At 45.1% G+C, this 25,264-nt stretch carries 23 protein-coding genes and 1 other RNA gene; 11 read left to right on the top strand and 13 right to left on the bottom strand.

Translation table 11 applies throughout. The features are described from left to right. The first annotated feature begins 235 nt into the window (after positions 1-235). The 5 genes from zapE to sspB all read left to right on the top strand — a co-directional run bounded on the left by zapE (position 236) and on the right by sspB (position 4,021). Positions 236-1,363 (top strand): cell division protein ZapE, encoded by a 1,128-nt coding sequence (zapE, locus tag Xenpb_RS06670; RefSeq protein WP_187653615.1) that lies wholly within the window; start codon positions 236-238, stop codon positions 1,361-1,363. Positions 1,364-1,622: 259 nt separating this feature from the next. Continuing rightward, complete coding sequence (gene rplM, locus Xenpb_RS06665) at positions 1,623-2,051, top strand: 50S ribosomal protein L13 (protein ID WP_038259580.1); 429 nt, start codon at positions 1,623-1,625, stop codon at positions 2,049-2,051. A 15-nt stretch (positions 2,052-2,066) separates the two neighbouring features. Then, complete coding sequence (gene rpsI / locus Xenpb_RS06660) at positions 2,067-2,459, top strand: 30S ribosomal protein S9 (protein ID WP_010847761.1); 393 nt, start codon at positions 2,067-2,069, stop codon at positions 2,457-2,459. A 434-nt stretch (positions 2,460-2,893) separates the two neighbouring features. After that, positions 2,894-3,535 (top strand): stringent starvation protein SspA, encoded by a 642-nt coding sequence (gene sspA, locus Xenpb_RS06655; RefSeq protein WP_099115585.1) that lies wholly within the window; start codon positions 2,894-2,896, stop codon positions 3,533-3,535. 3 nt (positions 3,536-3,538) lie between these two features. Then, positions 3,539-4,021 (top strand): ClpXP protease specificity-enhancing factor, encoded by a 483-nt coding sequence (sspB, locus tag Xenpb_RS06650; RefSeq protein ID WP_099115584.1) that lies wholly within the window; start codon positions 3,539-3,541, stop codon positions 4,019-4,021. Between the two features lie 142 nt (positions 4,022-4,163). Here sspB and Xenpb_RS06645 read toward each other — a convergent pair whose 3' ends face one another. The 3 genes from Xenpb_RS06645 to gltB form a co-directional block, all read right to left on the bottom strand. Next, positions 4,164-4,673, bottom strand: coding sequence for a hypothetical protein (locus tag Xenpb_RS06645; RefSeq protein ID WP_187653614.1), 510 nt, complete (start codon positions 4,671-4,673; stop codon positions 4,164-4,166). Positions 4,674-4,996: 323 nt separating this feature from the next. Next, positions 4,997-6,415 (bottom strand): glutamate synthase small subunit, encoded by a 1,419-nt coding sequence (locus Xenpb_RS06640; RefSeq protein WP_187653613.1) that lies wholly within the window; start codon positions 6,413-6,415, stop codon positions 4,997-4,999. A gap of 10 nt (positions 6,416-6,425) precedes the next feature. Continuing rightward, on the bottom strand, positions 6,426-10,883 hold the full coding sequence (gene gltB, locus Xenpb_RS06635) for a glutamate synthase large subunit (RefSeq protein ID WP_187653612.1): 4,458 nt from the start codon (positions 10,881-10,883) through the stop codon (positions 6,426-6,428). A gap of 689 nt (positions 10,884-11,572) precedes the next feature. Between gltB and arcB the strand changes: the two genes are divergently transcribed. From arcB to mtgA, 3 genes are all read left to right on the top strand, one after another. Further along, complete coding sequence (arcB, locus tag Xenpb_RS06630) at positions 11,573-13,912, top strand: aerobic respiration two-component sensor histidine kinase ArcB (protein ID WP_187653611.1); 2,340 nt, start codon at positions 11,573-11,575, stop codon at positions 13,910-13,912. Between the two features lie 236 nt (positions 13,913-14,148). Continuing rightward, positions 14,149-14,802 carry an isoprenoid biosynthesis glyoxalase ElbB gene (gene elbB / locus Xenpb_RS06625; RefSeq protein ID WP_187653610.1) on the top strand — a complete coding sequence of 218 codons (654 nt, stop codon included), beginning with the start codon at positions 14,149-14,151 and terminating at the stop codon, positions 14,800-14,802. 4 nt (positions 14,803-14,806) lie between these two features. Further along, entirely contained in the window at positions 14,807-15,523 is a 717-nt protein-coding gene (gene mtgA, locus Xenpb_RS06620; protein WP_187653609.1) for a monofunctional biosynthetic peptidoglycan transglycosylase, read from the top strand. A 93-nt stretch (positions 15,524-15,616) separates the two neighbouring features. On the opposite strand, the gene dolP is transcribed toward mtgA, so the two are convergent. The 4 genes from dolP to Xenpb_RS06600 form a co-directional block, all read right to left on the bottom strand. After that, positions 15,617-16,192 carry a division/outer membrane stress-associated lipid-binding lipoprotein gene (dolP, locus tag Xenpb_RS06615; RefSeq protein WP_187653608.1) on the bottom strand — a complete coding sequence of 192 codons (576 nt, stop codon included), beginning with the start codon at positions 16,190-16,192 and terminating at the stop codon, positions 15,617-15,619. Between the two features lie 11 nt (positions 16,193-16,203). Beyond that, positions 16,204-16,794 carry a DnaA initiator-associating protein DiaA gene (diaA, locus tag Xenpb_RS06610; protein ID WP_047964279.1) on the bottom strand — a complete coding sequence of 197 codons (591 nt, stop codon included), beginning with the start codon at positions 16,792-16,794 and terminating at the stop codon, positions 16,204-16,206. A gap of 51 nt (positions 16,795-16,845) precedes the next feature. Further along, positions 16,846-17,229, bottom strand: a complete 384-nt coding sequence (locus tag Xenpb_RS06605; RefSeq protein WP_187653607.1) for a YraN family protein — start codon at positions 17,227-17,229, stop codon at positions 16,846-16,848. 126 nt (positions 17,230-17,355) lie between these two features. After that, a complete protein-coding gene (locus Xenpb_RS06600; protein WP_187653606.1) occupies positions 17,356-19,329 on the bottom strand; it encodes a penicillin-binding protein activator in 1,974 nt (657 codons plus the stop codon). A gap of 63 nt (positions 19,330-19,392) precedes the next feature. On the opposite strand from Xenpb_RS06600, the gene rsmI reads away from it, so the two are divergent. Beyond that, positions 19,393-20,283: a 16S rRNA (cytidine(1402)-2'-O)-methyltransferase gene (gene rsmI, locus Xenpb_RS06595; protein ID WP_187653605.1), complete on the top strand. Its 891-nt coding sequence runs from the start codon at positions 19,393-19,395 to the stop codon at positions 20,281-20,283. Between the two features lie 43 nt (positions 20,284-20,326). Next, positions 20,327-20,745, top strand: an RNA gene (gene rnpB / locus Xenpb_RS06590) — RNase P RNA component class A. An 83-nt stretch (positions 20,746-20,828) separates the two neighbouring features. Here rnpB and Xenpb_RS06585 read toward each other — a convergent pair. Next, a complete protein-coding gene (locus tag Xenpb_RS06585; protein WP_187653604.1) occupies positions 20,829-21,530 on the bottom strand; it encodes a pirin family protein in 702 nt (233 codons plus the stop codon). A 114-nt stretch (positions 21,531-21,644) separates the two neighbouring features. Here Xenpb_RS06585 and Xenpb_RS06580 point away from each other — a divergent pair, with 114 nt between their 5' ends. Next, positions 21,645-22,541 carry a LysR family transcriptional regulator gene (locus Xenpb_RS06580; RefSeq protein ID WP_187653603.1) on the top strand — a complete coding sequence of 299 codons (897 nt, stop codon included), beginning with the start codon at positions 21,645-21,647 and terminating at the stop codon, positions 22,539-22,541. Between the two features lie 118 nt (positions 22,542-22,659). On the opposite strand, the gene Xenpb_RS06575 is transcribed toward Xenpb_RS06580, so the two are convergent. The 5 genes from Xenpb_RS06575 to Xenpb_RS06555 form a co-directional block, all read right to left on the bottom strand. Next, positions 22,660-23,055, bottom strand: coding sequence for a DoxX family protein (locus Xenpb_RS06575; protein WP_187653602.1), 396 nt, complete (start codon positions 23,053-23,055; stop codon positions 22,660-22,662). Between the two features lie 200 nt (positions 23,056-23,255). After that, the gene (locus Xenpb_RS06570) at positions 23,256-23,552 is read right to left on the bottom strand and encodes a YqjK-like family protein (protein ID WP_187653601.1); all 297 of its coding nucleotides are present in this window, start codon (positions 23,550-23,552) and stop codon (positions 23,256-23,258) included. After that, positions 23,545-23,946: a phage holin family protein gene (locus Xenpb_RS06565; protein ID WP_187653600.1), complete on the bottom strand. Its 402-nt coding sequence runs from the start codon at positions 23,944-23,946 to the stop codon at positions 23,545-23,547. The genes Xenpb_RS06570 and Xenpb_RS06565 overlap by 8 nt, the downstream gene beginning before the upstream one ends. Position 23,947: 1 nt before the next feature. Then, entirely contained in the window at positions 23,948-24,253 is a 306-nt protein-coding gene (locus tag Xenpb_RS06560; RefSeq protein ID WP_187653599.1) for a YqjD family protein, read from the bottom strand. Between the two features lie 242 nt (positions 24,254-24,495). Next, positions 24,496-25,164, bottom strand: coding sequence for a DedA family protein (locus tag Xenpb_RS06555; protein ID WP_187653598.1), 669 nt, complete (start codon positions 25,162-25,164; stop codon positions 24,496-24,498). Positions 25,165-25,264: the final 100 nt, after the last annotated feature.

Below are 25,264 nucleotides of genomic sequence, written 5' to 3'. Positions count from 1 at the left end.
TATTGATTATTATTTAATTAATTTATACACCATCTAATGTGTTAATTTTATACAGATTTGCTAGGGTATACAGTGAATTATATCCGATAGATTTTAAGTTGCAGCGTCGCCAGTAAAGCGAAATTTTGGATGAGAAATCATATAATGAACTGAAATCAGAAGAGATTGACGCGACTCTGTATCAGTAAAATGTCATACGTGCTGAGAATAAAAATTTTTAAGGATTGTCACTTTCATGTCACCGATTACACCTTCATCTCTCTATCAATCTGCGTTGTCTGAGGGGCAGTACCAACCTGATGATGTGCAGCGCAATACGGTTGCACGCTTAGATACGCTTCATCACGATCTTATTAATGCCAGCCCTTGCCATTCTCCACAACCCAATAAACTGAAAGGAATATTTGGCAAGTTATTTGGGCGGCAGACCCCTGAACCGTGTCGTCCAGTTCAGGGGCTTTATATGTGGGGCGGTGTCGGGCGTGGGAAAACATGGTTGATGGATATGTTTTTCCAGAGCCTGCCCACAGAGCGAAAGTTACGCCTCCATTTTCATCGTTTCATGTTGCGGGTGCATGAAGAGCTAATGGCCCTGCAAGGGTATGAAGACCCTTTGGAGATAGTGGCTGATGGCTTCAAGGCAGAGACGGATATACTCTGTTTCGATGAGTTTTTTGTTTCTGATATCACGGATGCCATGATCCTCGGTACTTTGCTGGAAGCCCTGTTTGTGCGGGGAATTGCATTGGTAGCAACATCCAACATTCCACCGGATGATTTATACCGAAATGGATTGCAGCGTGCGCGGTTTCTGCCAGCCATTGAGCAAATAAAAAAATATTGTGATGTCATGAATGTTGATGCGGGCATTGACTATCGGTTGCGGACACTCACACAGGCACATCTCTATTTGACACCATTATCGGAAGAAAATCGGCAGGAGATGCAGCGCATGTTCCAACGTTTGTCCGGGCAGGAAGGTGAACCAAATCCGGTTTTGCAGATTAATCATCGCAGTATGCCCGCAATCAGCAGCGTTGACGGGGTATTAGCCATCAGCTTTAAGACCTTGTGTGAAGATCCCCGCAGCCAGTTGGATTACATTGCGCTATCGAAACTTTATCATTCGGTATTGCTGCATGACATGCCAATAATGACCACTTTGTATGAAAGTGCAGCACGTCGCTTCATTGCATTGGTGGATGAATTCTATGAACGGCATGTGAAGCTTATTATCAATGCTGAAGTATCAATGGAGCAAATTTATCAGGGAGAATTGCTGACGTTTGAATATCGGCGTTGCTTGTCCCGATTACAGGAAATGCAAAGCGAAGAATACCTGAAACTTCCTCATTTACCTTGATATCTTGACTCTTATGGGAGAAGGCAGCATCGGCCTACTGGATAATTATTGAATTTGGGGTCGATTTTTTACAATGACTTCTCTATAATCTTGCGACCCCACGTTACAGCAGGATTTTTTTTCCCAAAAAACTTGCAATAGTGCCGGCATAGGCTATTCGAAGGGGTAGGTTTGCTGGACATGAGTCGTGTGAACCTCAAAAACAGTTTCTGAACATCGAGTGTTCACCAACGTGTAACTTATAATTGGGTAAGCTTTAATGAAAACTTTTACAGCTAAACCAGAAACCGTAAAACGCGACTGGTATGTTGTTGACGCAGATGGCAAAACCTTGGGCCGTCTTGCAACTGAAATAGCTCGTCGCCTGCGCGGCAAGCACAAAGCGGAATATACTCCGCACGTTGATACTGGTGATTACATCATTATTGTTAACGCAGAAAAAGTTGCTGTAACCGGCAACAAACGTGCTGACAAAATCTATTATCACCACACTGGCCACATCGGTGGTATCAAGCAAGCGACCTTTGAAGAGATGATTGCTCGCCGTCCTGAGCGTGTCATTGAAATCGCGGTTAAAGGCATGCTGCCAAAAGGGCCACTGGGTCGTGCAATGTACCGTAAACTGAAAGTTTACGCGGGCAGCGAGCACAACCATGCGGCACAGCAACCACAAGTTCTGGACATTTAATCGGGATTATAGGCAATGGCTGAAAATCAATACTACGGCACTGGTCGCCGCAAAAGCTCTTCCGCGCGTGTCTTCATTAAGCCAGGTAGCGGTAACATCGTAATCAACCAACGCAGCCTCGAAGTTTACTTCGGGCGTGAAACTGCGCGCATGGTTGTTCGTCAACCACTTGAGCTGGTTGAAATGCTGGGCAAACTGGATCTGTACATCACTGTTAAAGGTGGTGGTATTTCTGGTCAGGCAGGCGCAATCCGTCACGGTATCACCCGTGCACTGATGGCTTATGACGAGACTCTGCGTTCTGATCTTCGCAAAGCTGGCTTCGTTACTCGCGATGCTCGTGAAGTTGAACGTAAAAAAGTGGGTCTGCGCAAAGCACGTCGTCGTCCACAGTTCTCCAAACGTTAATTTATTGCCACCTTTGTGGCATTGGATTAAAGTTGAAAACCCGTCATTTTATGGCGGGTTTTTTTTACGTCATGAGATTTTTTATTCTTCGATAGATAATCCGCTATTTTTCGCCAAAAAATAGCATATTAAAGAAACAAATCTTTAGACTCCAATATTTCATCATTAATTCTCGATGTACTTCCTCACAAAATGTGCAAAATCTGGTAGACTAGTAACAATTTTTTGCCTTATCCATGAGTTTGCCTGATTTGGCAGAGGTAAAACATATCTTCGAAATATTTCTCGTTACGCCAGCAACGCTGTCACTTGAAAGATGAAGGGATAACAACCTCGGATAATAAGCGCGAAACAGGATGAGAATATGAGCGAGAATGGCCGCTGTTCACTGAAGGGCTGTTCGTTCCTTTTTTTAGATAAACTTGGAGGTTTTCATGGCTGTCGCTGCCAACAAACGTTCGGTAATGACTCTGTTTTCCGGCCCGACCGACATTTTTAGCCATCAAGTGCGAATTGTACTGGCGGAAAAGGGGGTCAGCGTTGAGATTGAACACGTTGAAGCAGGTAACTTACCTCAGGATTTAATTGATCTGAATCCTTACCAATCAGTTCCTACTCTCGTTGATCGTGAACTGACCCTGTATGATTCTCGCATCATTATGGAATATCTGGATGAGCGTTTCCCGCATCCGCCACTCATGCCTGTGTATCCTGTTGCTCGTGGCTCCAGCCGCCTGATGATGCATAGAATTGAAAAAGACTGGTATTCTCTGATGTACAAAATTCAGGAAGGAAATGTTCAGGAGGCTAATGCTGCACGGAAACAGCTTGCTGAAGAATTGCTGGCTATCGGGCCTATTTTCAGGGAAATGCCTTTCTTCATGAGTGATGAATTCAGCTTGGTCGACTGTTACTTGTCTCCGCTGCTGTGGCGTTTGCCTGTCTTGGGCGTTGAATTGTCAGGCCCGGGCGCAAAAGATCTTCAAGTCTATATGCAGCGTGTATTTGAACGTGACGCATTTTTGGCTTCGTTGACGGAAGCAGAACGTGAAATGCGTTTACAATCACGGAGTTAATTTATGGAGATGACTCAAATGTCTCCACGTCGCCCTTATCTATTGCGGGCACATTATGAGTGGTTGTTGGATAATGAAATGACCCCGCATATTGTTGTGGATGTTAGTCTTTACGGCGTAAACGTTCCATTAGAATATGCACAGAATGGGCAAATTATCCTGAATATTTCACCGAGGGCAGTTGGTAATTTGGAATTGACCAACGATGAAGTTAGATTCAATGCCCGCTTTGGTGGTGTTGCACGTCAAGTCACTGTCCCAATGGAGGCTGTTCTTGCGGTTTATGCCCGTGAGAATGGCGCGGGAATGATGTTTGAACCCGAACTCGCCTATGAAGAGAATAGCGAGTCAGAAGAAGTGGATTCGCCGGTAGCAGACAATTTGGTACTTATCCACGATAAGAAAATTTCTCGTGATGATAAGTCACCAGACGATGAACCACCTCAACCACCAAAAGGTCGCCCAACCTTGCGTGTCGTAAAATAATTGCGCAGTGAACGACATTCCAATCTGAATTTCAAGTTGCAGCCTATAAAAGCAGCAGTTTGAAATAAGAAAGGAATAGCAATGGTGTAAAAATAAAGGAGACATTGTTCTCCTTTATTTTTTAGATCCGTTTATTTTTTTGTCAAAAATAGATACTGGCTGCCTTTTCAATTTCCCATCGACACGTTTCGATATTGTCCCGATTTTTTCCACGCTTAGACTGATCTGCCTCTTTTAGGCTGTCCATCGCGCTGTTAAAAAATGCTCTCTTTTTCGATATTCCTATTATCGTTGGAGGAATATTACAGATATCAGCAAATGAAAGAACGCGATGTTTGTTTGTCAATTCTAATACCTCAGCAGGATTATTAACCAAAGCAAGTGATAAGGCGTTAGTGATCTGTTTTGAAACGGTTGGGTGAATATTTTGGGATAATTTGAAGGCAAGTTGTATCCATTGGCTATCACCAGTTGCGATGTTATGGGTAATATTACTCCATTCTCGTTCTTCGCTTAATTCAGCCACAACAGCATTCACCCCTCTTTCCTGCACTTGCTGCATGATCTTTTCGGGCGTAGCGAATCTGGCAACCGATGGCAAACTTATCAAGCAGATGAAGGAGAAGAAGAGTACCTGTGTGAATAAGCGCATATATTTCTTCCTAGTTATTATCACTCTAATGGTCTTTTAATTTAGTTCTATTTAATCAGTTACACTGAAAAGTTTTCTGTTCGAAAAAAATAAACCTTGTTGCTGTATTACGGTATTGCACTATTGTTGTATTGCTGTAACGAGTGGGTGATTAAATTGGAATATTTGACTTTAGGATATAAGAATAATCGCATAAATCCAAAAAAGAAAATCAGTGTGGTAGTAAGAACAAAATAAAAAAACAGGATTATTTTAATTTATTGAAATTTTCTCCGGCAGAAAGCCGGAGAAAATAGGGGGAAATGAAGAGGGAAAATTAAGTATTACACTTCAAGATAATCAAGAACGCTGGAAGCGGCTCTTCTGCCTTCAGCGATTGCAGTGACTACTAAGTCAGAACCGCGTACTGCATCTCCACCTGCGAATATTTTGGGGTTACTGGTTTGGAAAGGTAATTCACTGGATTCGGGGGCGATAATACGTCCCTTTTGATCGAGAGCGACTTGATGTTCGTCCAGCCAGCTCATCGTGTGAGGCTTAAAACCAAACGCCATAATCACCGCATCAGCTTCTATCAGGAACTCGGAGCCTTGAATGATTTCAGCTTCACGACGGCCTTTTTCATCCATGGCACCTAGCTGTGTTTTCACGACCCTGACGCCACAAACTTGTCCAGTGCTATTAACTTCAATACTAATTGGCTGAAGATTGAAGCGGAACTCAACACCTTCCTCTTTAGCATTTTTCACTTCCCGGCGAGAACCGGGCATATTTTCTTCATCCCGGCGATAGGCACAGATAACGCTCGTAGCGCCCTGGCGAACTGAAGTACGAACGCAGTCCATGGCTGTATCACCGCCACCCAGAACCAATACACGTTTACCTTTCATATCAACATAAGGCTGTTCTGGCAGAGAAGAGAAGCCCATCAACTGACGGGTATTAGCGATTAAAAAAGGCAGGGCATCATATACCCCGTCTGCATCTTCGTTTTCCAGCCCGGCGTGAATGGATTGGTAAGTGCCCACGCCAAGAAATACAGCATCAAATTCTTTTGTAAGTTCGGTCAGTGAGATGTCTTTACCGATTTCAGTATCTAAGCGGAATTCGATCCCCATATCGGAGAACATTTCACGGCGACGAATCATCACCTCTTTTTCCAGTTTGAAAGCAGGGATGCCAAATGTGAGCAAGCCTCCGATTTCAGGATGGCGATCATAAACCACGACTTGTACGCCGTTACGGGTGAGGACATCTGCGCAGGCCAATCCCGCAGGGCCAGCGCCAATCACTGCCACCCGTTTGCCTGTCGGGGTTACATGTGACATATCCGGTTTCCAACCCATGGCTATCGCCGTGTCGTTAATGTAGCGTTCAATGTTGCCAATAGTGACTGCACCAAAGTCATCATTCAGCGTACAGGCGCCTTCACACAGGCGATCTTGTGGACAAACCCGTCCGCAGACTTCTGGCAGGCTGTTGGTCTGGTGTGATAACTCTGCGGCTTCGATGATGCGCCCTTCATTGGCAAGTTTCAGCCAGTTTGGAATATAGTTATGTACGGGACATTTCCATTCACAGTACGGGTTCCCGCATGCAAGACAACGATCTGCTTGTGCTTGCGCCTGAATTTCTGAAAATGATTCATAAATTTCCACAAATTCTATTTTCCGGATTTTCAACGGCTTCTTCGGCGGATCGACACGCTGTAAGTCGATAAATTGATAAACATTCTGGCTCATTATTGACTCCTTACTGTGCCTGAACCCGCAATTCCGCAGAAGAACGGCTACGGTGTCCCAACAACGCGCTGACATCACTGGATTTGGGTTTAACCAGCGCAAATTTATTGACCCATTGTGACCAATTCTCCAATAGGCTTTCGCCATGTTGAGAACCTGTCAGACGGACATGTTCGGTGATTAATCCCCGCAGATGTTCCTTGTGAATGGCGAGGGCATCCATGGAGAGAACTTCCACCAGCTCTGGATTAACACGTTTGCGGAAATCATCGGACTCATCAAGCACGTAAGCGAATCCGCCGGTCATGCCTGCACCGAAGTTTACCCCGGTGTTGCCGAGAACACAGACGATACCGCCGGTCATATATTCACAGCCGTTATCGCCGATCCCCTCGATCACAGTGATAGCACCGGAATTACGTACTGCGAAGCGTTCGCCAGCACGCCCTGCAGCAAATAATTTTCCACCTGTCGCGCCATAAAGACAGGTATTGCCGATAATGGTGGCTTCGTTACTCTTGAAGGCTGAGCCAACAGGAGGGAGGATAACGATTCTGCCTCCTGCCATACCTTTACCGACATAATCATTGGCATCGCCGGTTAAGGTCAATTCGACGCCACTTGCATTCCAGACGCCAAAACTTTGCCCGGCCGTACCGGTGAAATGCAGTTTGATTGGATCGGCAGCTAACCCTTGGTCGCCATATCGCGCCGCAATCTCGCCGGAGAGGGATGCTCCCACAGAGCGGTCAGTATTTTGGATATCAAAATAGAACGTCTTACTCTGCACATTTTCCACATAAGGCATGGCTTGAGTGACAATGGATTTATTTAACCCACCTTGATCGAAGGGAGGGTTATCCTCCGTACAATGTAAATCTTTGCCCGCGTGAGGCTCTGCGGTTTCCAGCAAAGGCTCAAGATTGAGCTTACTTTGTTTGGCAGAAATCCCCTCAAGTATTTCCAGCAGGTCTGTTCGGCCAATCAAATCAATAAGCCGCTTCACGCCTAATTGCGCCATCAACTCACGTGTCTCCTGCGCAATAAAGTGAAAGTAATTAATGACTCTTTCTGGCAGGCCATGATAGTGAGACTGACGCAGTTTTTCATCTTGCGTCGCAACGCCTGTCGCACAGTTATTTAAGTGGCAGATACGCAGATACTTACAGCCAAGGGCCACCATCGGGCCAGTACCAAAACCAAAACTTTCCGCCCCTAAAATAGCTGCTTTGATGATATCCAGACCTGTTTTCAATCCCCCGTCAACCTGAAGGCGGATTTTATGGCGCAGCCCATTGGCAACCAGTGCCTGTTGCGTTTCCACAAGCCCCAATTCCCACGGACAACCGGCATATTTTACGGAAGACAAGGGGCTCGCACCGGTTCCTCCGTCATAACCGGCAATAGTAATCAGATCGGCGTAGGCTTTGGCGACACCTGTGGCAATTGTTCCCACACCCGGCTCTGAAACCAGTTTCACTGAAATCAGCGCCTTCGGATTCACTTGCTTAAGATCGAAAATCAGTTGAGCCAGGTCTTCGATAGAATAAATATCATGATGTGGTGGTGGCGAAATCAGTGTGACTCCCGGTACAGAGTAACGCAATTTGGCGATATAAGGCGTTACCTTATCTCCCGGTAACTGACCGCCTTCCCCCGGTTTTGCGCCTTGTGCGACCTTTATCTGAATTACATCGGCGCTGGTCAGATATGCTGGCGTAACCCCGAACCGACCCGAGGCGACCTGTTTAATGCGGGAAACTTTCTTTGTACCGTAACGAGCGGGATCTTCCCCGCCTTCGCCAGAATTGGAAAAACCACCCAAGGTATTCATCGCTTCTGCCAGCGCTTCATGAGCTTCAGGGCTTAGCGCCCCAATCGACATGGCTGCTGTGTCAAAACGTTTGAACAGGGCTTCTGCGGGTTCAACATCCTCAATGGCTATTGGCTCGCCTTTCGGTGCAATAGCCAGTAAATCCCGCAGCGTTGTGACAGGGCGTCCATTCACCAATGCGGAATATTTTTGATAATCGCTGTACTTGCCGCTGTGAACCGCAGCCTGCAAGGCATTGACGACATCAGGGTTATAAGCGTGGTATTCCCCATTATGGACATATTTCAGCAGCCCGCCCTGATCGATGGTGTGACGATGTAGCCATGCGCGTTTGGAAAGGTTCCGCAAGTCTTGTTCAAAATCGCTGAAATCCGCCCCTCCAATACGGCTGACAACGCCATTGAAACAGACATCTGTCACCTCAGGATGCAGGCCGACAGCTTCGAACAATTTAGAGCAGCGATAAGAAGAGATAGTGGAGATGCCCATTTTGGACATAATCTTATACAGCCCTTTATTAACCCCGTTGCGATAATTCAGCATAACGCGGGCATATGGCGTGTTGATTGTGCCATCATCCACCATTTTTCCCAGTGATTCATAAGCCAGATAAGGGTAAACCGCAGTAGCACCAAAGCTCAGCAATACAGCAAAATGATGCGGATCACGCGCGCTGGCCGTTTCTACGATCAAATTGGCATCGCAGCGCAGGTTTTTCTCAACCAAACAGTGCTGAATGGCACCGACAGCCATTGGGGCAGGGATTGGCAGCTTGTCGGGTGAAATATTGCGGTCGGATAGCACCAGTAATACCGCGCCATTACGGACGAGTTTTTCGGCACTTTCACATAAGGTTGCAACTGCACTTTTAAGGCTGGTTTCCTGTGGATTGAAGGTTAAATCCAGCGTATCAGCACGATAATAGGATTCTTGCTGCGTAGTCAGTTGCACGAAATCAGAGTAGAGCAGAACCGGAGATTCAAAACTCAGTCGATGCGCTTGCCCTTCCGCTTCACAAAAGACATTCATTTCTCGCCCAATACGGGTAGACAATGACATAACATGGGCTTCACGCAGTGGATCGATGGGGGGATTGGTGACTTGGGCAAATTGTTGACGGAAATAATCATAAATGATGCGCGGGCGGCTGGATAGTACAGCAAATGGCGTATCATCTCCCATTGATCCGGTAGCTTCCTGAGCATTTTCACCAAGGGTACGGATAATCTGATCCAATTCCTCATTACTGTAGGCAAATTGCTTGTGGTAAGTTGCCAACAGCCGATCATCTAAATCCCTTTGACCTACTTGATCCTCCGGCAATTCCTCAAATGGGGTTAAACGCTTAACATTCTTCTCCAGCCATTCTTTATAGGGATGTCTGAGTTTCAAATCATTATCCGTTTCAGCGGAATGAAGAATGCGGCCTGCATAAGTATCAATGACCATTAACTCACCCGGCCCAACGCGGCCTTTCTCCACGACTTCATCGGGCTGGTAATCCCAAATGCCCACTTCAGAAGCACAGGTAATCAGCTTATCTTTGGTAATCACATAACGGGCAGGGCGCAGGCCATTGCGATCCAGATTACAGGCCGCATAGCGCCCATCAGAAATAACGATGCCGGCAGGGCCATCCCACGGTTCCATATGCATGGAATTGAAATCGAAGAATGCGCGCAGGTCATCATCCATATCCGGGTTATTCTGCCATGCTGGCGGAACCAGCAGTCGCATCGCGCGAATTAAATCCATACCGCCATTGAGGAACAGCTCCAGCATATTGTCCAATGAACTGGAGTCTGAGCCTGTTTCATTTACGAAAGGTGCCGCGGTATGCAAATCAGGGATCAGTGGCGTGCGAAACTTATAGGCTCTCGCTTTCGCCCATTCACGGTTGCCTGTAATGGTATTGATTTCCCCATTATGCGCCAGATAACGAAACGGTTGTGCCAGAGGCCAGCGGGGAACCGTATTGGTCGAAAAACGTTGGTGGAATAAACAGATGGAAGATTCCATCCGCAAGTCGGCCAAATCTGGATAGAAACGGGGTAAATCCGCAGCCATGCACAGCCCTTTGTAAATTGTGACCAGATTAGACAGGCTGCAAATATAAAAATCATTGTCAGTGATGCGTTTTTCTATACGACGCCGGGCAACGAATAACCGGCGTTCTAAATCCTGCGAGCGCCATCCGGCAGGTGCATTGACAAAAATCTGTTCAATGCGAGGCAGGCTTGATAGGGCAATATCCCCCAAAATATCGCGATTGATGGGAACTTCCCGCCAACCCACAATAGATAAGGTTTCGTTTTGTAATTCTTGTTCGATGATGTCACGACATGATTGAGCTATTTTGGCATCCTGACTTAGAAACAGCATACCGACAGCATAGTTCTTGGCTAGCCGCCATGAATGTTCGTTGGCGATCATCTGAAAAAAACGATCGGGCTTTTGCATTAATAAGCCACAACCATCGCCCGTTTTTCCATCCGCTAAAATCGCGCCCCGGTGCTGCATCCGAGCCAGTGCATGTATGGCGGTGCGCACCACTTTGTGGCTTGGCTCCCCTTCAATATGTGCGATTAATCCAAAACCACAGTTGTCTTTTTCCTGCAAATTATCATACAACATTGTAAAGCTCCCCAAGTTCTGTCCAGCTCTCACATCACTCGCGAGATGATATAGATATATTATTTCTACGGGCGTCTGATTTGCGCCCTCAGTCAATCGCCACTTGTTTTATTGGCAATAACTTTATTGGCAATAACAAGCGGTAAATCAAAATGATGTTGTGTTACTGCATAAATGTGTTACTGCATAAATATGAGCCGAGTGATTATCCGGCAGGTGATTTTCAGTGAATTCCCAACTTAACGGTAAAAAGAGAGCAGGTCAAATAGTGTCAAATGACGTTTATTGCAATGATATTTTATTTATGTAATTGAATTTAAATAATAAATAATGTTGTTTTGTGTTTTGTGACCAAGATCATAAGCCTTAACTGGTGTGAGCTATATCACTAAAATTGTCGCATTATCTATTTTAGATATGCTCTAAAATACGACATTACTAGTGTTTTAATCTAAATTTTTTTATTTTTTGGGAATTTTGTTGCATATTTTATGTTTGATAAGAATAAATGATTGATTGTTTTTTGATCCAAAAAAGAGGTTAAAAAAATTGAATGAATAATTATTCTGTTTTTGTGTGTTTTTATTCTCTTGCGGATTAGAGGTGATATCCCTCAACGAAGTCGAGCCTTTTTTACGTTATGATTCAATCTGGTGACTTTACTGGAAATTATTTTACTGGGAACGGTTATGAAGCTGATTCGAGGGCTTGCCCGATATTATGTAGATTTGATGATGAAGCTAGGGTTGGTGCGTTTTTCGATATTGCTTGCCTCTGCTCTGGTTATTCTTGCGATGGTCATGCAAATGGCAGTTACATTTGCATTGCATGGGGAAGTGCAGCGCATTGATTTAATTCGCTCTATCTTTTTTGGTTTAGTGATTACCCCTTGGGCCGTTTACTTTCTTTCTATCGTTGTGGAGCAACTTGAAGAGTCTCGCCAACGTTTATCCAGTCTGGTCGATAAGCTGGAAGAGATGCGTCAGCGTGATGCTATTTTGAATCTGCAACTCAAAGAAAATATTGCTCAATTGAATCAAGAGATCAGCGACAGGGAAAAAGCGGAAAAAGCGCATCTGATATTGCTGGATAAACTTAAATTGGAAATGGAGCATCGTGAAAAAACGCAGATTGAGCTTGAACAGCAATCAGTACTATTGCGTTCATTTTTGGATGCTTCTCCGGATTTGGTTTATTACCGCAATGAAGACAATGAATTTTCCGGCTGTAATCGGGCGATGGAACTGCTGACTGGCAGAAGTGAAAAACAGCTTATTGGCCTGACTCCGACGGAAGTTTACGATAAAGAAATTGCCAGTAAGGTGATGGAAACTGACGAAAAAGTATTTCGCCACAATGTCTCCCTGACTTACGAACAATGGCTGGTTTATCCCGATGGGCGCAAAGCCTGTTTTGAACTCAGAAAAGTCCCTTTTTATGATCGTGTTGGAAAGCGGCATGGATTAATGGGATTCGGACGGGATATAACGGAGCGTAAGCGCTATCAAGATGCTTTGGAGAATGCCAGCAGGGATAAGACCACGTTTATCTCTACGATTAGCCATGAGCTTCGTACGCCTTTAAATGGCATCGTTGGCTTGAGCCGGATCTTGATGGATACCGACCTGACACCAGAACAGAGTAAATATTTGGAAACTATCCATGTCAGCGCCATTACTCTTGGAAATATTTTCAATGATATTATTGAGTTGGATAAAATTGAGCGGCGTAAAATCCAGTTGGACAATCAGCCGATCGATTTCACCGGCTTTATGGTGGATTTGGAGAACATCTCAGGATTACTGGCACAGCCGAAAGGCATTAAATTCGTACTGGAACCTGCATCGTCACTGCCTGCTAAGGTTTTGACCGATGGAACTCGCCTGCGGCAAATTCTATGGAACCTGATTAGCAATGCCGTGAAATTTACGCCTAAAGGGGAAATTCGGGTGCGTATCTGGCGTGAAGAAGGAGAGCGGCTGTTATTTGAAGTTACGGATTCTGGCATCGGTATTCCTTCTGATGAGCTGGAAAAGATCTTTGCCATGTACTATCAGGTGACAGACAGTGCTGGCGGACGCCCCGCGACAGGAACAGGGATTGGTCTGGCTGTCTCGAAACGCCTTGCTCAAAGCATGGGAGGAGACATTGCTGTGACAAGCACGCTGGATCAAGGCTCTTGCTTTACTTTGTCTGTGGTTGCTCCGGCCATTGATGAACATCCTGAAGGAAAAGAAGAGCAAGATACCTTGCCATTGCCTGCTCTTAATATTTTGCTGGTAGAAGATATTGAACTGAACGTCATCGTTGCCCGTTCGGTATTGGAGAAATTGGGAAATAGTGTCGATGTTGCCATGAACGGGCATGATGCGCTGGCGATGTTTGATCCTGATGAATATGACTTGGTGTTACTGGATATCCAATTGCCGGATATGACAGGGCTCGATATTGCGCGTCAGTTACACCAGCGTTACTCCTCTCAATCCTTACCTCCATTAATCGCCCTGACAGCCAATGTGTTAAAGGATAAGAAAGAATATCTTGATGCAGGTATGGATGACGTTCTCAATAAGCCGCTTTCCGTCAAGGAATTGATTGCCACAATGGAAAGATATTGGGGTAAGACATCTGATTCTGAAGGCAAATTACCAGAGGCTGATATTGTGAAGAAAGATGAAGAACGACTCGATATGGAATTGCTTAACCAGTATATCGAATTGGTTGGGCCAAAGATGATTGCTGACAATCTGGCTATTTTCGAAACCATGATGCCCGGTTACCTCGCTTTACTGGATTCGAACATGACTGCCAGGGATCAAAAAGGCATTACGGAAGAAGCGCATAAGATCAAGGGTGCTGCGGGTTCTGTTGGATTGCGTCATTTGCAGCAGTTGGCCCAACAGATTCAATCACCTGATTTACCGGCATGGTGGGATAATGTGCAGGAATGGGTGGATGAGTTAAAGCTGGAGTGGAAGAATGATATAGAAATATTGAGAAATTGGTTGTCGGACGCTACAAAAAAATAACCCCAACCGAAGTTGGGGTGCGCTAATACTGCGCCAACACCAGGGAAACTTGTTTACCCGCTTATCTAAGATTTATTTTCGATGCGAGTAATGAAAGAATTCTTCTACACAGAACACAGGTACCAACATAGCAAAGATAAGATTTTTTGTTACAAGATTCATTAAAATCTGTGATGAAGATTGGTGTTTAACCCTCTAAGGGGTTAAGCATTAATCTACTACAAATGGAGAGAAATATGAAATCTATTGCCGTTATATTGAGTGGTTGCGGAGTGTACGATGGAAGTGAAATTCACGAATCAGTTCTGACTATGCTCTCTTTAAGCCGTCTTGGCGCTGAAGTGTCTTTTTTTTCACCTGATGAGGTACAACATCATGTTATTAATCACCTTAATGGAGAAGAGAAAGAAGAAAGCCGCCATGTAATGGAAGAATCTGCCCGAATAACACGGGGAAATATACAACCTTTATCGCAAGTTGATATTAATGAGTTGGATGCTTTAATTATTCCGGGAGGATTTGGTGCAGCCAAGAATTTATGTAATTTCGCATTTAAAGGATCAGATTGCGAAATAAATAAAGAATTATTAAGTATTATACAGGGAATGTATCAACAAGGCAAACCTATGGGGTTTATGTGCATTTCGCCTGTTATGGTACCTAAAATATTAGGCAAACCGATAAAAGTCACCATAGGTAATGATCCTGAAACGGCTGCACAAATAGAGAAAATGGGCGGTATACACGTTGAATGTCCTGTTGATGGTATTGTCGTTGATTTTGAAAACAAAATTGTAACAACCCCGGCCTATATGCTCGCAGAATCTTTGTCCCAGGCAGAAAAAGGTATTGATAAATTGGTTAGGAAAATATTGGAAATGATTGAGTAAGCGGATGAAAAATCCTTTTTCAATATTATGGTGCTGGCTGAAAAGAATTGTCGTATGGTTCACAGTTCTATGGTTTGTTGCTGTAATCGCGTTTTCATTTCTGCCGGTGCCGTTTTCTATGGTGATGATAGAGCGACAAATAAGCGCCTTAATGTCAATTAATTTATCTTATGTTTCTCGTTCCTCATGGGTGGATCAGAATCAAATTTCGCCTTATATGACATTAGCCGTTATTGCCGCCGAAGATCAAAAATTCCCAAAACATTGGGGATTTGATTTTGATGCTATCGAAACTGCAATGGAGCATAACAAAAAATATCAGTCGCGCATGCGGGGAGCATCGACGATTTCTCAGCAAACAGCCAAAAATTTATTTTTGTGGGAAGGGCGTAGTTGGGTAAGAAAAGGACTGGAGGCGGGAATAACGGCAGTACTGGAATTACTGTGGTCAAAGAAGCGTATCCTGACGGTCTATCTCAATATTGCTGATTTTGGCAATGGCATTTTTGGTGTGGAAAAAGCGGCTCAGCATTACTTCGGTAAACCCGCCAGCCGATTGACCGCGTCTGAAGCTGCTTTGCTCGCGGCTGTATTACCAAACCCTCATCGTTATAAGATCAATGCCCCTTCTGCCTATATATTGCAACGTCAGCAATGGGTTTTGCGGCAAATGCAGTTAATGGGGGGAGAGCATTTTCTCAAGCAACATCATTTGAGATAGAAAATCAACTCAGGTAAGAGTGGGGAACCAGTAAAAAAGCGGCACTGATTTGTGCCGCTTGTAGGTTGTCGTTGAGCGTTTAAACCGAATTCTTTAGTTGAGGTCAGTAAAGGCTGTTGTCACGCGTCTGACGCCGCTGGTTTCACTGGCTATTTTCGCTGCGGCTGCCCCTTCTTGTTTAGTCACAATGCCGAACAAGAAGACCTCACCGTTTTCAGTCACGACTTTGATACTGGAGGATTTGACTGTATCGCTGGTTAAAATTTTCGAACGCACTTTGGTTGTCAGCCAAGTGTCTGCGGAGGCAGTACCCAGAGCAACCGGGTTGCCTTGGCGGATCTCGTTATATACCACGTCGGTGCCTTCAACTTTTGAAGCAATCTGCTTTGCCCGATCAGCCAGAGCCATATCGGGGCTTTGCCCAGTCAGAAGAACTTTGCCTTGATATACAGTGACCACTACCCGGGCTTGTGCCTTAATTTGTGGGTCCTTGCTAATCGCATTGCTGACCCGGGCTTCCAAAGTCGTATCGTCAACTTGCTGCCCGATAGTCCGTGGATCTGAACCTGCTTTTGTCGCAATCGCGGCGGAACCCACGACAGCAGCGCCAATACATCCTTGTAATAACATTGCACTGAAACATACCAATAAGAGAGAAAATAATCGCATTAGTTGGCTCCTTACTCGTCCTGATGAGGAAATAACGTATTGTCGATTAAGTCGCACAGACAATTGATTGTCAACATATGAACCTCTTGGATCCTGATGCTATGGTGTGAGGGGATCCGGATTTCAACATCCTGCGGCCCCAATAATCCCGCCACTTCTCCACCATCGTAACCTGTTAGCGCAACAATCGTCATATCACGCGTGACAGCCGCTTCCACTGCTTTAATGATATCCCGGCTGTTTCCATGCGTAGAAATGGCGAGCAGAACATCTCCGGCATGCCCTAATGCTCTGACTTGTTTGGCGTAGATTTCGTCAGGCTGTTTACTACTGGTGATGGCAGTGATCACCACATTATCAGTATTCAATGACAACGCTGGCAGACTTGGGCGCTCTGTTTCAAAGCGATTTATCATGCTGGCGGCAAAACGCTGTGCGGTTGCGGCAGACCCGCCGTTACCACAGCAAAGAATTTTGTTGCCGTTCAGCAGTGATTGAACCAGCATCATTGCGGCGCGTGATATTGCGTCGGGTAATGCTTCTGCTGCTGCGATCTGAGTTTGAATACTTTCTGTGAAGCAGACTTTAATTCTATCCAGCACGTTATGACCTATGTATATTGGGTATGTTTATTTAGCGAGAAAACTGAGAATCTACAGGAATAGGTTCTCATTCAGGGTGAAAGCATTTTTCAGCCATTCAAATTTCTGACCTGTTATCGCACAAACATCAAAGCGGCACGAGGCCGTTTCCAGACATTCATTGCGTTGATACAACCAAACAGCGGCTGTATGCAACAGCTTCTTACGCTTGTTTTTGGTAATTGTAGCAATGGCATCTCCGTATTGTGAGTTCTGACGGAAACGGACTTCAACGAATACCCATGTGTGTTTATCACGCATGATCAGATCGATTTCCCCGCCACGAATTTTCACATTCTCTGCAACAAAGGCAAGCCCTTGTTTCTGTAAAAACTGTTTAGCCTGATGTTCGTAATGGCGTCCCAGCGCATAGCGATTAGTTGTTAGTTTTTTCATCCTGAAATAACCAATAAAACATGATATCTATTGATTTACAGTCAGTGAGGCAGAAGGCGCGTCAACCGTTGAACGCGCCTATATTCATGCCATGTATTTGCGTTATTTATTACGTCAGTGCGGTGCTTATTGTACCGCATTACTTTGACCCGAATTATTCACATTATCTGAATCGTTCACATTGTCGGGGTTATTTATGCCGTCAGTGCCAGTGCTATTTTCCACGCGATTGGAATTTTCAGGTGTGATACGGCCATTGCTGAACTGCATCCAGGGTAGCTGTCGCGAAATAATGCAATTATCTGTGACAGAAAGTTCCCCTGATGCGCCATTCAAACGGAACCCACTCTCTTGTTGCATCTGCGTAAACTGATTTGCCAGTGACCATGCGTCTATCCCCATTGCGTAAAGGCGCATCAGGCTGTAATCATTGGTAAATTTTTTGGCAGCTTGCTGCATCAGCGGAACGTTCGTACCTGTCAGCAATGGGATGTCGCTGAACTGCATGCCATCCATTTCTAGTCGGAAATCCGGGCCTGTACCTGATTTATTACTGCGTGAATTGGCATAAAGAGCTGGTTTTTTGCGGGAACTGATCGCCATATCGATCATTGGCTTAATAATTGACAGTTCATCCGCTGTTGCAACAATGTAAACCGCATCCACTGGGCCATTGGCAGAGCTTGGGGAAATAACCTGTGCATTGGTATTGTTCTGAGAAATATTGTTCTGAGAAATATTGCTCTGAGAAATATCGTCCTGAGAAATATTGCCCTGAGCTGAATCTGTCACAGAAGCACTGACCGGAACCCGTGTGCCAGACATGCGAATGCCAACGCCACGGTTCATGGATTGTCTCATTTCTCCTGTAGTCCCGAAAGTTTGCTGTAATACCGCCTGACCGCCTAGTTTCTGCCATTCTTTTGCAAAGGCTTTTGCAACCCTGCTGCCCAAATCGGTACGAGGTATTAAGATCAGGGGATTACGCTTCTGTTGCTGCCAAATATGTATGGCAGCACTTTTCGCTTCATCTTCAGGAGACAGTGAGAAATAACAGATATTCGGCCGTACTTGTGGCGCATCCAATTCATTGAGGGCCAGAATATTCAATGGCGTCTCAACCTGTACCAATTGTTCCACATTCGGTTTCAATAATGGCCCAACAACCAATGTCACGCCATCTTGCTCAGCTTGCGCGAGTAGATTTGCGAGTGGCTGGCTGTTGGTATCATAGACTTTTACGGCTGGATCATTAACCGGGGCATCATTGATTGTGGAAGAAGCAGTGGTTGCTGAAATTTCGGTTGAAGATAATTGGTTAGTTTCATCCGCAAGCGGTGTAGTACGAGTAACTGAAGTATTAGTAACTGAAGTACCAGCAACTGATTCTCCTTCTGGTGTTGATACCGCCGTGGTGACATCTGTATTCTGAGTACGTGCAGCGTTGGTTGTATCGTTACTGCCTGAATCTGAAACATTGGCTGGCAATGATGGCTTTGGCAATCCTTTTTGTGCATCAAGGAAACCCTGACGAATAGCTTCACCAAACACTTTTGCCTGACCACTCAAAGGCAGGAACAGGCCAATGGTTGCATGACCATCTTTTGATTTTTGCAGCATGTGTTGCAGCTCAGTAGGTAAGCTACGTGCAGCAGGATTATTTGAATAGCGGATTTGCCAATCGTGGATGGCAGAACGCAATTTATCGAGATCCTGCCTATTAGTCTGGTAAGCATTGAGTAAATCGAGCCAGCCCTGCAACGTATATTCATCGGCGTTAATTACCAACTCACTGAGTTGTTGTGGAGAAAGATGCGTCAGAACTTGCCATGTCTCATCAATATTCTTCTGTCGGCCAGCTTCATCTGTCGCATGAGGCTCCAGTGCAATGTAAGCACGGATCACATCAAGTGATGGTTGGTTATGGGCTGCGTCAATAATGGCCTGATAGCGGTTAATCTCTGCGCTGATCTTGTCTTGAGGCTGAGAAGTTGGTTGCCCTTGCCGTTCGGGCATGGTACACCCTGCAATAATCATAGTCGACAGTAAGGCTGTGTAGACTAAAACAGTTTTGAAACGCACAAAAATTGAGGGAAGCATACTGTATCCAGTGATGTTTTTTTCAAAGATGCTCAATTTTAAATCGGTCATTCGGATGAAACAATGAATCAAACCAATCGAGCAGTGGTTACGACATCCACGCTGTATGTTGTGCCAACCCCTATTGGAAATCTGGGGGATATAACTCAGCGTGCTCTTGAAGTTCTTAAACATGTCGATTTGATTGCAGCCGAAGATACGCGACACACTGGCTTGTTGCTTCAACATTTTGCCATTAATGCGCGCATGTTCGCACTTCATGATCATAATGAACAGCAAAAAGCAGATCAATTAATTGCGAAGCTGAAACAAGGAACGAGCATTGCATTAGTCTCTGATGCAGGTACGCCTTTGATTAACGATCCCGGCTATCATCTTGTTCGTCGTTGTCGTGAAGCAGGCATCAATGTAGTCCCACTGCCGGGCCCTTGTGCAGCGATCACGGCACTGTCCGCTGCCGGCTTGCCGTCTGATCGTTTCTGCTATGAAGGCTTCCTTCCTGCAAAAAGTAAGGGGCGCCAAGATACCTTGCGTGAGTTGGCGCAAGAAACACGCACATTGATCTTCTACGAATCGACACATCGGTTGTTGGACAGTTTAGAAGATATTGTGAAAGTGTGGGGGGCAGAACGCTATATCGTGTTGGCACGGGAGTTGACTAAAACGTGGGAATCCATTCAGGGGATGCCTGCGGGTGAGCTTCTGGCATGGGTCAAAGAAGATGAAACTCGCCGCCGGGGTGAAATGGTGCTGATTGTGGAAGGGTATCGCAAACCGGCAGACGATAGTTTACCGTTGGAAGCTCTGCGGACACTGGCATTGTTGCAAAACGAGTTGCCATTGAAAAAGGCAGCGGCATTGGCTGCGGAAATCCACGGTGTGAAGAAAAATGCGTTGTACCGCTATGCCTTGGATCAAAATTCAGCCCTTGAACAAATTGAAGAAGACGCGTGAAAACCCCTATACATTGGATAGCAAACCTCTTATAATCCGCGCCGGAGTTGACCAGACAGTCGCCGCTTTATCTCTCTTTCGGGAGAATTTTCTTTCAGGAGAACTTTCTTTCAAGAGAAATAGAGGGGAGGAAAGTCCGGGCTCCACAGGGCAGGGTGCCAGATAACGTCTGGGAGGTGAAAGCCTACGACCAGTGCAACAGAGAGCAAACCGCCGATGGCCCGGCTTTATTTGCAAAAATAAAGTTGGGATCAGGTAAGGGTGAAAGGGTGCGGTAAGAGCGCACCGCGCGACTGGTAACAGTTCGTGGCACGGTAAACTCCACCCGGAGCAAGACCAAATAGGGGTTCATAGGGTACGGCCCGTACCGAACCCGGGTAGGTTGCTTGAGCCAGTGCGCAAGTGCTGGCCTAGATGAATGGCTGTCCAAGACAGAACCCGGCTTATCGGTCAACTTCACAAATTCAGCCCTATAGAGCAAATGCTTTATAGGGCTTTTGTTTATTTCTGGGAAAATTTCCGGGAAAAAAGAAAATGATGCTGAATCAGTCAGCTAAATCAATCAAAAGCCCCCGGAATGGGGTATCTGCCAGCAATGTGACTTCCTGTTCTTCCTGAATAAAAACGCCATCCCCACATTTAATCTCAAGATTATTATGTTTATTGCCGTGAATGCGGGCATTGCCACTGATAGATTGCAGGTAGGCATGTTTGCCTCGCAAAGTCAGAATTTGGCTATCATGGTTTTTCACCGCAAGATAGCTTATCCATACCTGTTGGCGCAGATACATGCTGTTGTTTTCTGATGTAGGGGAAGCCAGCAATGTTAATGGTACATTTGGCAGAACCTTACGTTGTAATGGCTGGGGTTCTTGCTGGGGGCAGGCATTAAGCCAGAGTTGCAACCGTGTAAGGGGGATTTTGTCACTGGAATTGTGCTCACTGTAACTAATGTCCTGACGGGCAGAAAACAGCAGACAATCCCCTTGCTTCGCGTGGAAATGGTTTCCTTCGCTGTCACGGTATTGAGCTTCTCCTTGCAGGATAATATTCAGAATATCAACATGGGGATAAGACTTAGGCTGGAATTCGGCGTTAGGCGCTAAAACCTCCTGATTAAGAACACGTAGCGCCCGGTAGTTCAAAAATTTTGGGTCAAAATAATGGCCGAATGAAAAAGTATAGCGAGCTTGTAACCAGCCATAATCGGCTTTACCGCATTGCTTTGCTGTTCTCGTTATCATCATAGCTGTCATCTCTTTAACCAATAAACCTATTAGTCCCGATCTTAATTATCTGGACGTTGAAATGTTAGCCAGTTAATCTGGTGGCTATATTCAAAATTCCTGATTGAGAAAAATATGGGCAAAGAACGTGCGCTTACATTGGAATCCCTACGCGTCATGGATGCGATAGATCGACGGGGAAGTTTTGCGGCGGCAGCGGATGAGTTGGGGCGAGTTCCCTCAGCATTGAGTTATACCATGCAGAAGTTGGAAGAAGAGCTGGATGTGGTGCTGTTTGATCGTTCCGGCCATCGTACGAAATTTACCAATGTTGGCCGGATGCTGCTGGAGCGGGGGCGGTTATTGCTTGAGGCGGCGGATAAATTGACAGCAGATGCGGAATCGCTTGCTCGTGGTTGGGAAACGCATCTGACTATTGTATGTGAAGCTTTGTTTCCGATTTCATCGCTTTTTCCTCTTGTGGATCGATTGGCAAAAAAATCGAACACTCAGCTTTCGTTAATGACAGAAGTGCTGGCAGGAGCTTGGGAGCGCCTGGAAACGGGATATGCTGACATTGTGATTGCACCGGATCTCCATTTCCGGGCCTCGGCTGAAATAAATTCACGTGCACTTTATTCTATTAACAACGTCTATGTTGCCAGTGTGGATCATCCTATCCATCATGAACCTGAACCATTGTCTGATGCCACACGGGTGAAGTACCGTGGGATCGCGGTAGCTGATACAGCACGGGAGCGTCCTGTATTGACGGTTCAGTTGTTGGATAAACAACGGCGTCTGACGGTCAGTTCACTGGAAGACAAGCGCCGGGCGCTTTTGGCGGGATTGGGAGTGGCGACGATGCCATATCCGATGGTAGAACAGGATATTGCTGAAGGTCGATTGCGTGTTATTGGTTCAGAATATAGTCATGAAACCAACATCATTATGGCATGGCGGCGAGATAGTATGGGAGAAGCCAAGTCTTGGTGCTTGCGTGAAATTCCTAAACTATTTATGAAGAAGTAATGTTATGAAGAAGTAATGTTATGGAGAAGCAATGTCATAAAGAAGTAACGAAAGAATAAACCAAGATAAAAAAATCCCCTTGCTGATTATTCAAAGCAAGGGGATTTTGTATTATTTATTACCAGTTTTTCTTCAATGCACCATCAATACTAAATTTACCCGGCCCCATCATTGCCAGCATCAGATAGCCTGCACCAATGGAGAAGTTTTTCAGGAACATCGTCAGGTTCATTCCATCTGAAAAATCATTGTGGAACAGGACTGCTGTCAGGATACAGAAAATAAATATAAATACTGATGTGGTACGCGTTAACAGGCCGAACATCACAGCAAGTCCACCACCGAGTTCAAGTAAAATTGTTAATGGCAGTAAAATTCCTGGCACTTTCATGGCTTCCATAAATTCTTGCGTCCCCGCATAGGCATCACCCAATTTTCCATATCCTGCGATGATGAAAAGAACGGACATTAAAATACGAGCGATCAGCAAGCCATTATCTTCAAATTTTTTCATTATTGTCTCCAAGAATACCGCGGGTAACGATAAATAAGTTGTCTGTCTAGATTAAAATGACCAAAAAACGGACAAAAAAGCACAATTTGTTAATCATTATCTGATGGTGGCATTCTAAGGAGAGGCGTTATTTGTTGATAGTAAAGAATACTAACAATTTAATGCAGTTTTTTTGAAGGAGAGTTATTGAGGCTGGTTGGCTAATATCTATTCATCGTGTTTCGTATAGTTTTTATGACACCAAAAATACTGATCATTTGGCGTGACCAACGATAAAATTTTTGCGGATGGCGGCATAGCCCATAAAACAGCGTAATGCCAGCCCCGATGGCGACATAGGGTTTGAAGGCAAGGAGAGTCTGCCAGCCTTTATCATAGGGTTGTGTGATATCAAACCAGTGCTGACTGCAAGCAGAAAGTGATTGACGTTGCTGCTGGATCTCTTTCAATAACAGTTGCTTTCGTAACTCTCGTTGATGATGCCACGCTTTATTCATGATGATCATCCCCCAGCATTTTGCGATCAAGTTGCAGTTGTTCGCGGGTTGTATTAAAAAAAGTGAGTTTTCGGGCTTTTCTGACCGTCCAGATGGCACTAAATACGGCGAGAATCAGTAGCGTTCCGGCAGTAATAACCATTGCCGTTACCCGATAGGTCGGATCGATGGCCCAGAATATCAGCATGAGTAAGCACATCAGACCAAAGCCTGCGAATAACAATGTGAACCCTACCATCAGCAGGAGTTGTGCCAGCATCGCAGTACCTTCCTCCAACTCAACTGCAACGAGTTGGATACGCGTTTCAACCATGCGAACAATAATCGCTGCTACCCGCCGTAAAGTGTCAAATAGCCCTTTTCCCGGGCCTTGTGAATGGGATGGTGGAGTCATCTCAGCGCCTTGATAGCAATACACCTAAGACGATGCCAACGGCTGCACCAATACCAACACCTGTCCATGGGTTTTCACGGACATAATTATCCGCATGACCTGCAAATTCTTTCGTTTGATCGATCAGCTTATCACTGGCATCATTGAGGGTAACACGCGCATCTTTCAGCGTTTTTTCTGCTTTGCTCCGCAGTTTTTCCAGTTCCGCTTTTGATTTATCACCAGAATTATTGAGCACTTCTTCCAGAGTATCCGCAAGGGATTGTAATTCAGCACGTAGATCTTCAGAATTTTTTTTCTGTGGCATGACCTGGCTCCTTAAATATACGAGGGTTGAATTTCTACCATAGTCGCTTTTATAAGGAGTTTAAAGTGAGAATAGATGAAAAATTGTCACAATATATCGCAAATTAATCTTAAATATTGTTTAAGTGGATAAACGTAGCCGTTTAATGGACAAGATGCTGTGGGTAACCAAGCAGGGTGTCCTGCGGTATGTTTCTCCACAATATCAATCATAGGAAAAATACCACAGGAAAAAATGAAGGATTATGAAAGGGTATTATTGGAGCGTTTCTTGCGCCAAATAACGGTCAGGCTGCCAATTAAGCCGATAAGTAACAGACACACAGGTAACAGTACCAGAAAGTTCATCAGATACTCTTCGTATTGACGGAACAGAGGGCTTTTACCCAGCATATAGCCCAATGTTGTAAGAATAATCACCCACAAGAACCCGCTGAGCCAGTTGAATAGCTGAAATCGCCCGCTCTTCAGCCCCGCAAGGCCTGCCAATGTTGGCAGCAAGGTTCTGATAAAAGCAAGGAAGCGCCCTACCAGCAAGGCGGATAAGCCATGACGGTGGAATAAATTATGTGCGCGTTGATGATAATGGGCGGGGAGATGGGATATCCAGCCTTGAACTAATTTGGTATTGCCAAGCCACCGTCCCTGAAGATATCCAACCCAGCAACCAAGGCTTGCACCGGTGGTGAGAATGGCTAATGTCGCTGGAAAACTCATGGTTTCTTTGGCGATTAAGACGCCGACTAATATCAATAGGCTATCGCCCGGTAAAAATGCGGCAGGTAATATCCCATTTTCCAGAAACAGGATGATAAATAGCAGGATGTAGATTGCCCATACTAACGATGGATTAGCTAATGTTTCGTAATCCTGGTGCCAAAGTGCATAAATAAGGTCTGTTACAATTTCCATCAAATGTTCCTAAAACGCCGGTTAAGGACTGCATCTTACTTTTATGGTGCATTTATGGTGAATTTCTATTGGATGCTGAGTAAACACAAAGCATTAAATA

Source organism: Xenorhabdus sp. PB62.4, from assembly GCF_014467285.1.
GTDB lineage: Bacteria > Pseudomonadota > Gammaproteobacteria > Enterobacterales > Enterobacteriaceae > Xenorhabdus.
The sequence above is the reverse complement of the archived record's forward strand: the minus strand, read 5'-3'. Positions and strand labels throughout refer to the sequence as shown.

What these genes read in the sequence shown, in the direction of transcription:
- zapE (WP_187653615.1), top strand. Translation starts at nt 236, where the DNA reads ATGTCACCGATTACACCTTCATCTCTCTATCAATCTGCGTTGTCTGAG.
- rplM (WP_038259580.1), top strand. Translation starts at nt 1,623, where the DNA reads ATGAAAACTTTTACAGCTAAACCAGAAACCGTAAAACGCGACTGGTAT.
- rpsI (WP_010847761.1), top strand. Translation starts at nt 2,067, where the DNA reads ATGGCTGAAAATCAATACTACGGCACTGGTCGCCGCAAAAGCTCTTCC.
- sspA (WP_099115585.1), top strand. Translation starts at nt 2,894, where the DNA reads ATGGCTGTCGCTGCCAACAAACGTTCGGTAATGACTCTGTTTTCCGGC.
- sspB (WP_099115584.1), top strand. Translation starts at nt 3,539, where the DNA reads ATGGAGATGACTCAAATGTCTCCACGTCGCCCTTATCTATTGCGGGCA.
- Xenpb_RS06645 (WP_187653614.1), bottom strand. Translation starts at nt 4,673, where the DNA reads ATGCGCTTATTCACACAGGTACTCTTCTTCTCCTTCATCTGCTTGATA.
- Xenpb_RS06640 (WP_187653613.1), bottom strand. Translation starts at nt 6,415, where the DNA reads ATGAGCCAGAATGTTTATCAATTTATCGACTTACAGCGTGTCGATCCG.
- gltB (WP_187653612.1), bottom strand. Translation starts at nt 10,883, where the DNA reads ATGTTGTATGATAATTTGCAGGAAAAAGACAACTGTGGTTTTGGATTA.
- arcB (WP_187653611.1), top strand. Translation starts at nt 11,573, where the DNA reads ATGAAGCTGATTCGAGGGCTTGCCCGATATTATGTAGATTTGATGATG.
- elbB (WP_187653610.1), top strand. Translation starts at nt 14,149, where the DNA reads ATGAAATCTATTGCCGTTATATTGAGTGGTTGCGGAGTGTACGATGGA.
- mtgA (WP_187653609.1), top strand. Translation starts at nt 14,807, where the DNA reads ATGAAAAATCCTTTTTCAATATTATGGTGCTGGCTGAAAAGAATTGTC.
- dolP (WP_187653608.1), bottom strand. Translation starts at nt 16,192, where the DNA reads ATGCGATTATTTTCTCTCTTATTGGTATGTTTCAGTGCAATGTTATTA.
- Xenpb_RS06605 (WP_187653607.1), bottom strand. Translation starts at nt 17,229, where the DNA reads ATGAAAAAACTAACAACTAATCGCTATGCGCTGGGACGCCATTACGAA.
- Xenpb_RS06600 (WP_187653606.1), bottom strand. Translation starts at nt 19,329, where the DNA reads ATGCTTCCCTCAATTTTTGTGCGTTTCAAAACTGTTTTAGTCTACACA.
- rsmI (WP_187653605.1), top strand. Translation starts at nt 19,393, where the DNA reads ATGAATCAAACCAATCGAGCAGTGGTTACGACATCCACGCTGTATGTT.
- Xenpb_RS06585 (WP_187653604.1), bottom strand. Translation starts at nt 21,530, where the DNA reads ATGATGATAACGAGAACAGCAAAGCAATGCGGTAAAGCCGATTATGGC.
- Xenpb_RS06580 (WP_187653603.1), top strand. Translation starts at nt 21,645, where the DNA reads ATGGGCAAAGAACGTGCGCTTACATTGGAATCCCTACGCGTCATGGAT.
- Xenpb_RS06575 (WP_187653602.1), bottom strand. Translation starts at nt 23,055, where the DNA reads ATGAAAAAATTTGAAGATAATGGCTTGCTGATCGCTCGTATTTTAATG.
- Xenpb_RS06570 (WP_187653601.1), bottom strand. Translation starts at nt 23,552, where the DNA reads ATGAATAAAGCGTGGCATCATCAACGAGAGTTACGAAAGCAACTGTTA.
- Xenpb_RS06565 (WP_187653600.1), bottom strand. Translation starts at nt 23,946, where the DNA reads ATGACTCCACCATCCCATTCACAAGGCCCGGGAAAAGGGCTATTTGAC.
- Xenpb_RS06560 (WP_187653599.1), bottom strand. Translation starts at nt 24,253, where the DNA reads ATGCCACAGAAAAAAAATTCTGAAGATCTACGTGCTGAATTACAATCC.
- Xenpb_RS06555 (WP_187653598.1), bottom strand. Translation starts at nt 25,164, where the DNA reads ATGGAAATTGTAACAGACCTTATTTATGCACTTTGGCACCAGGATTAC.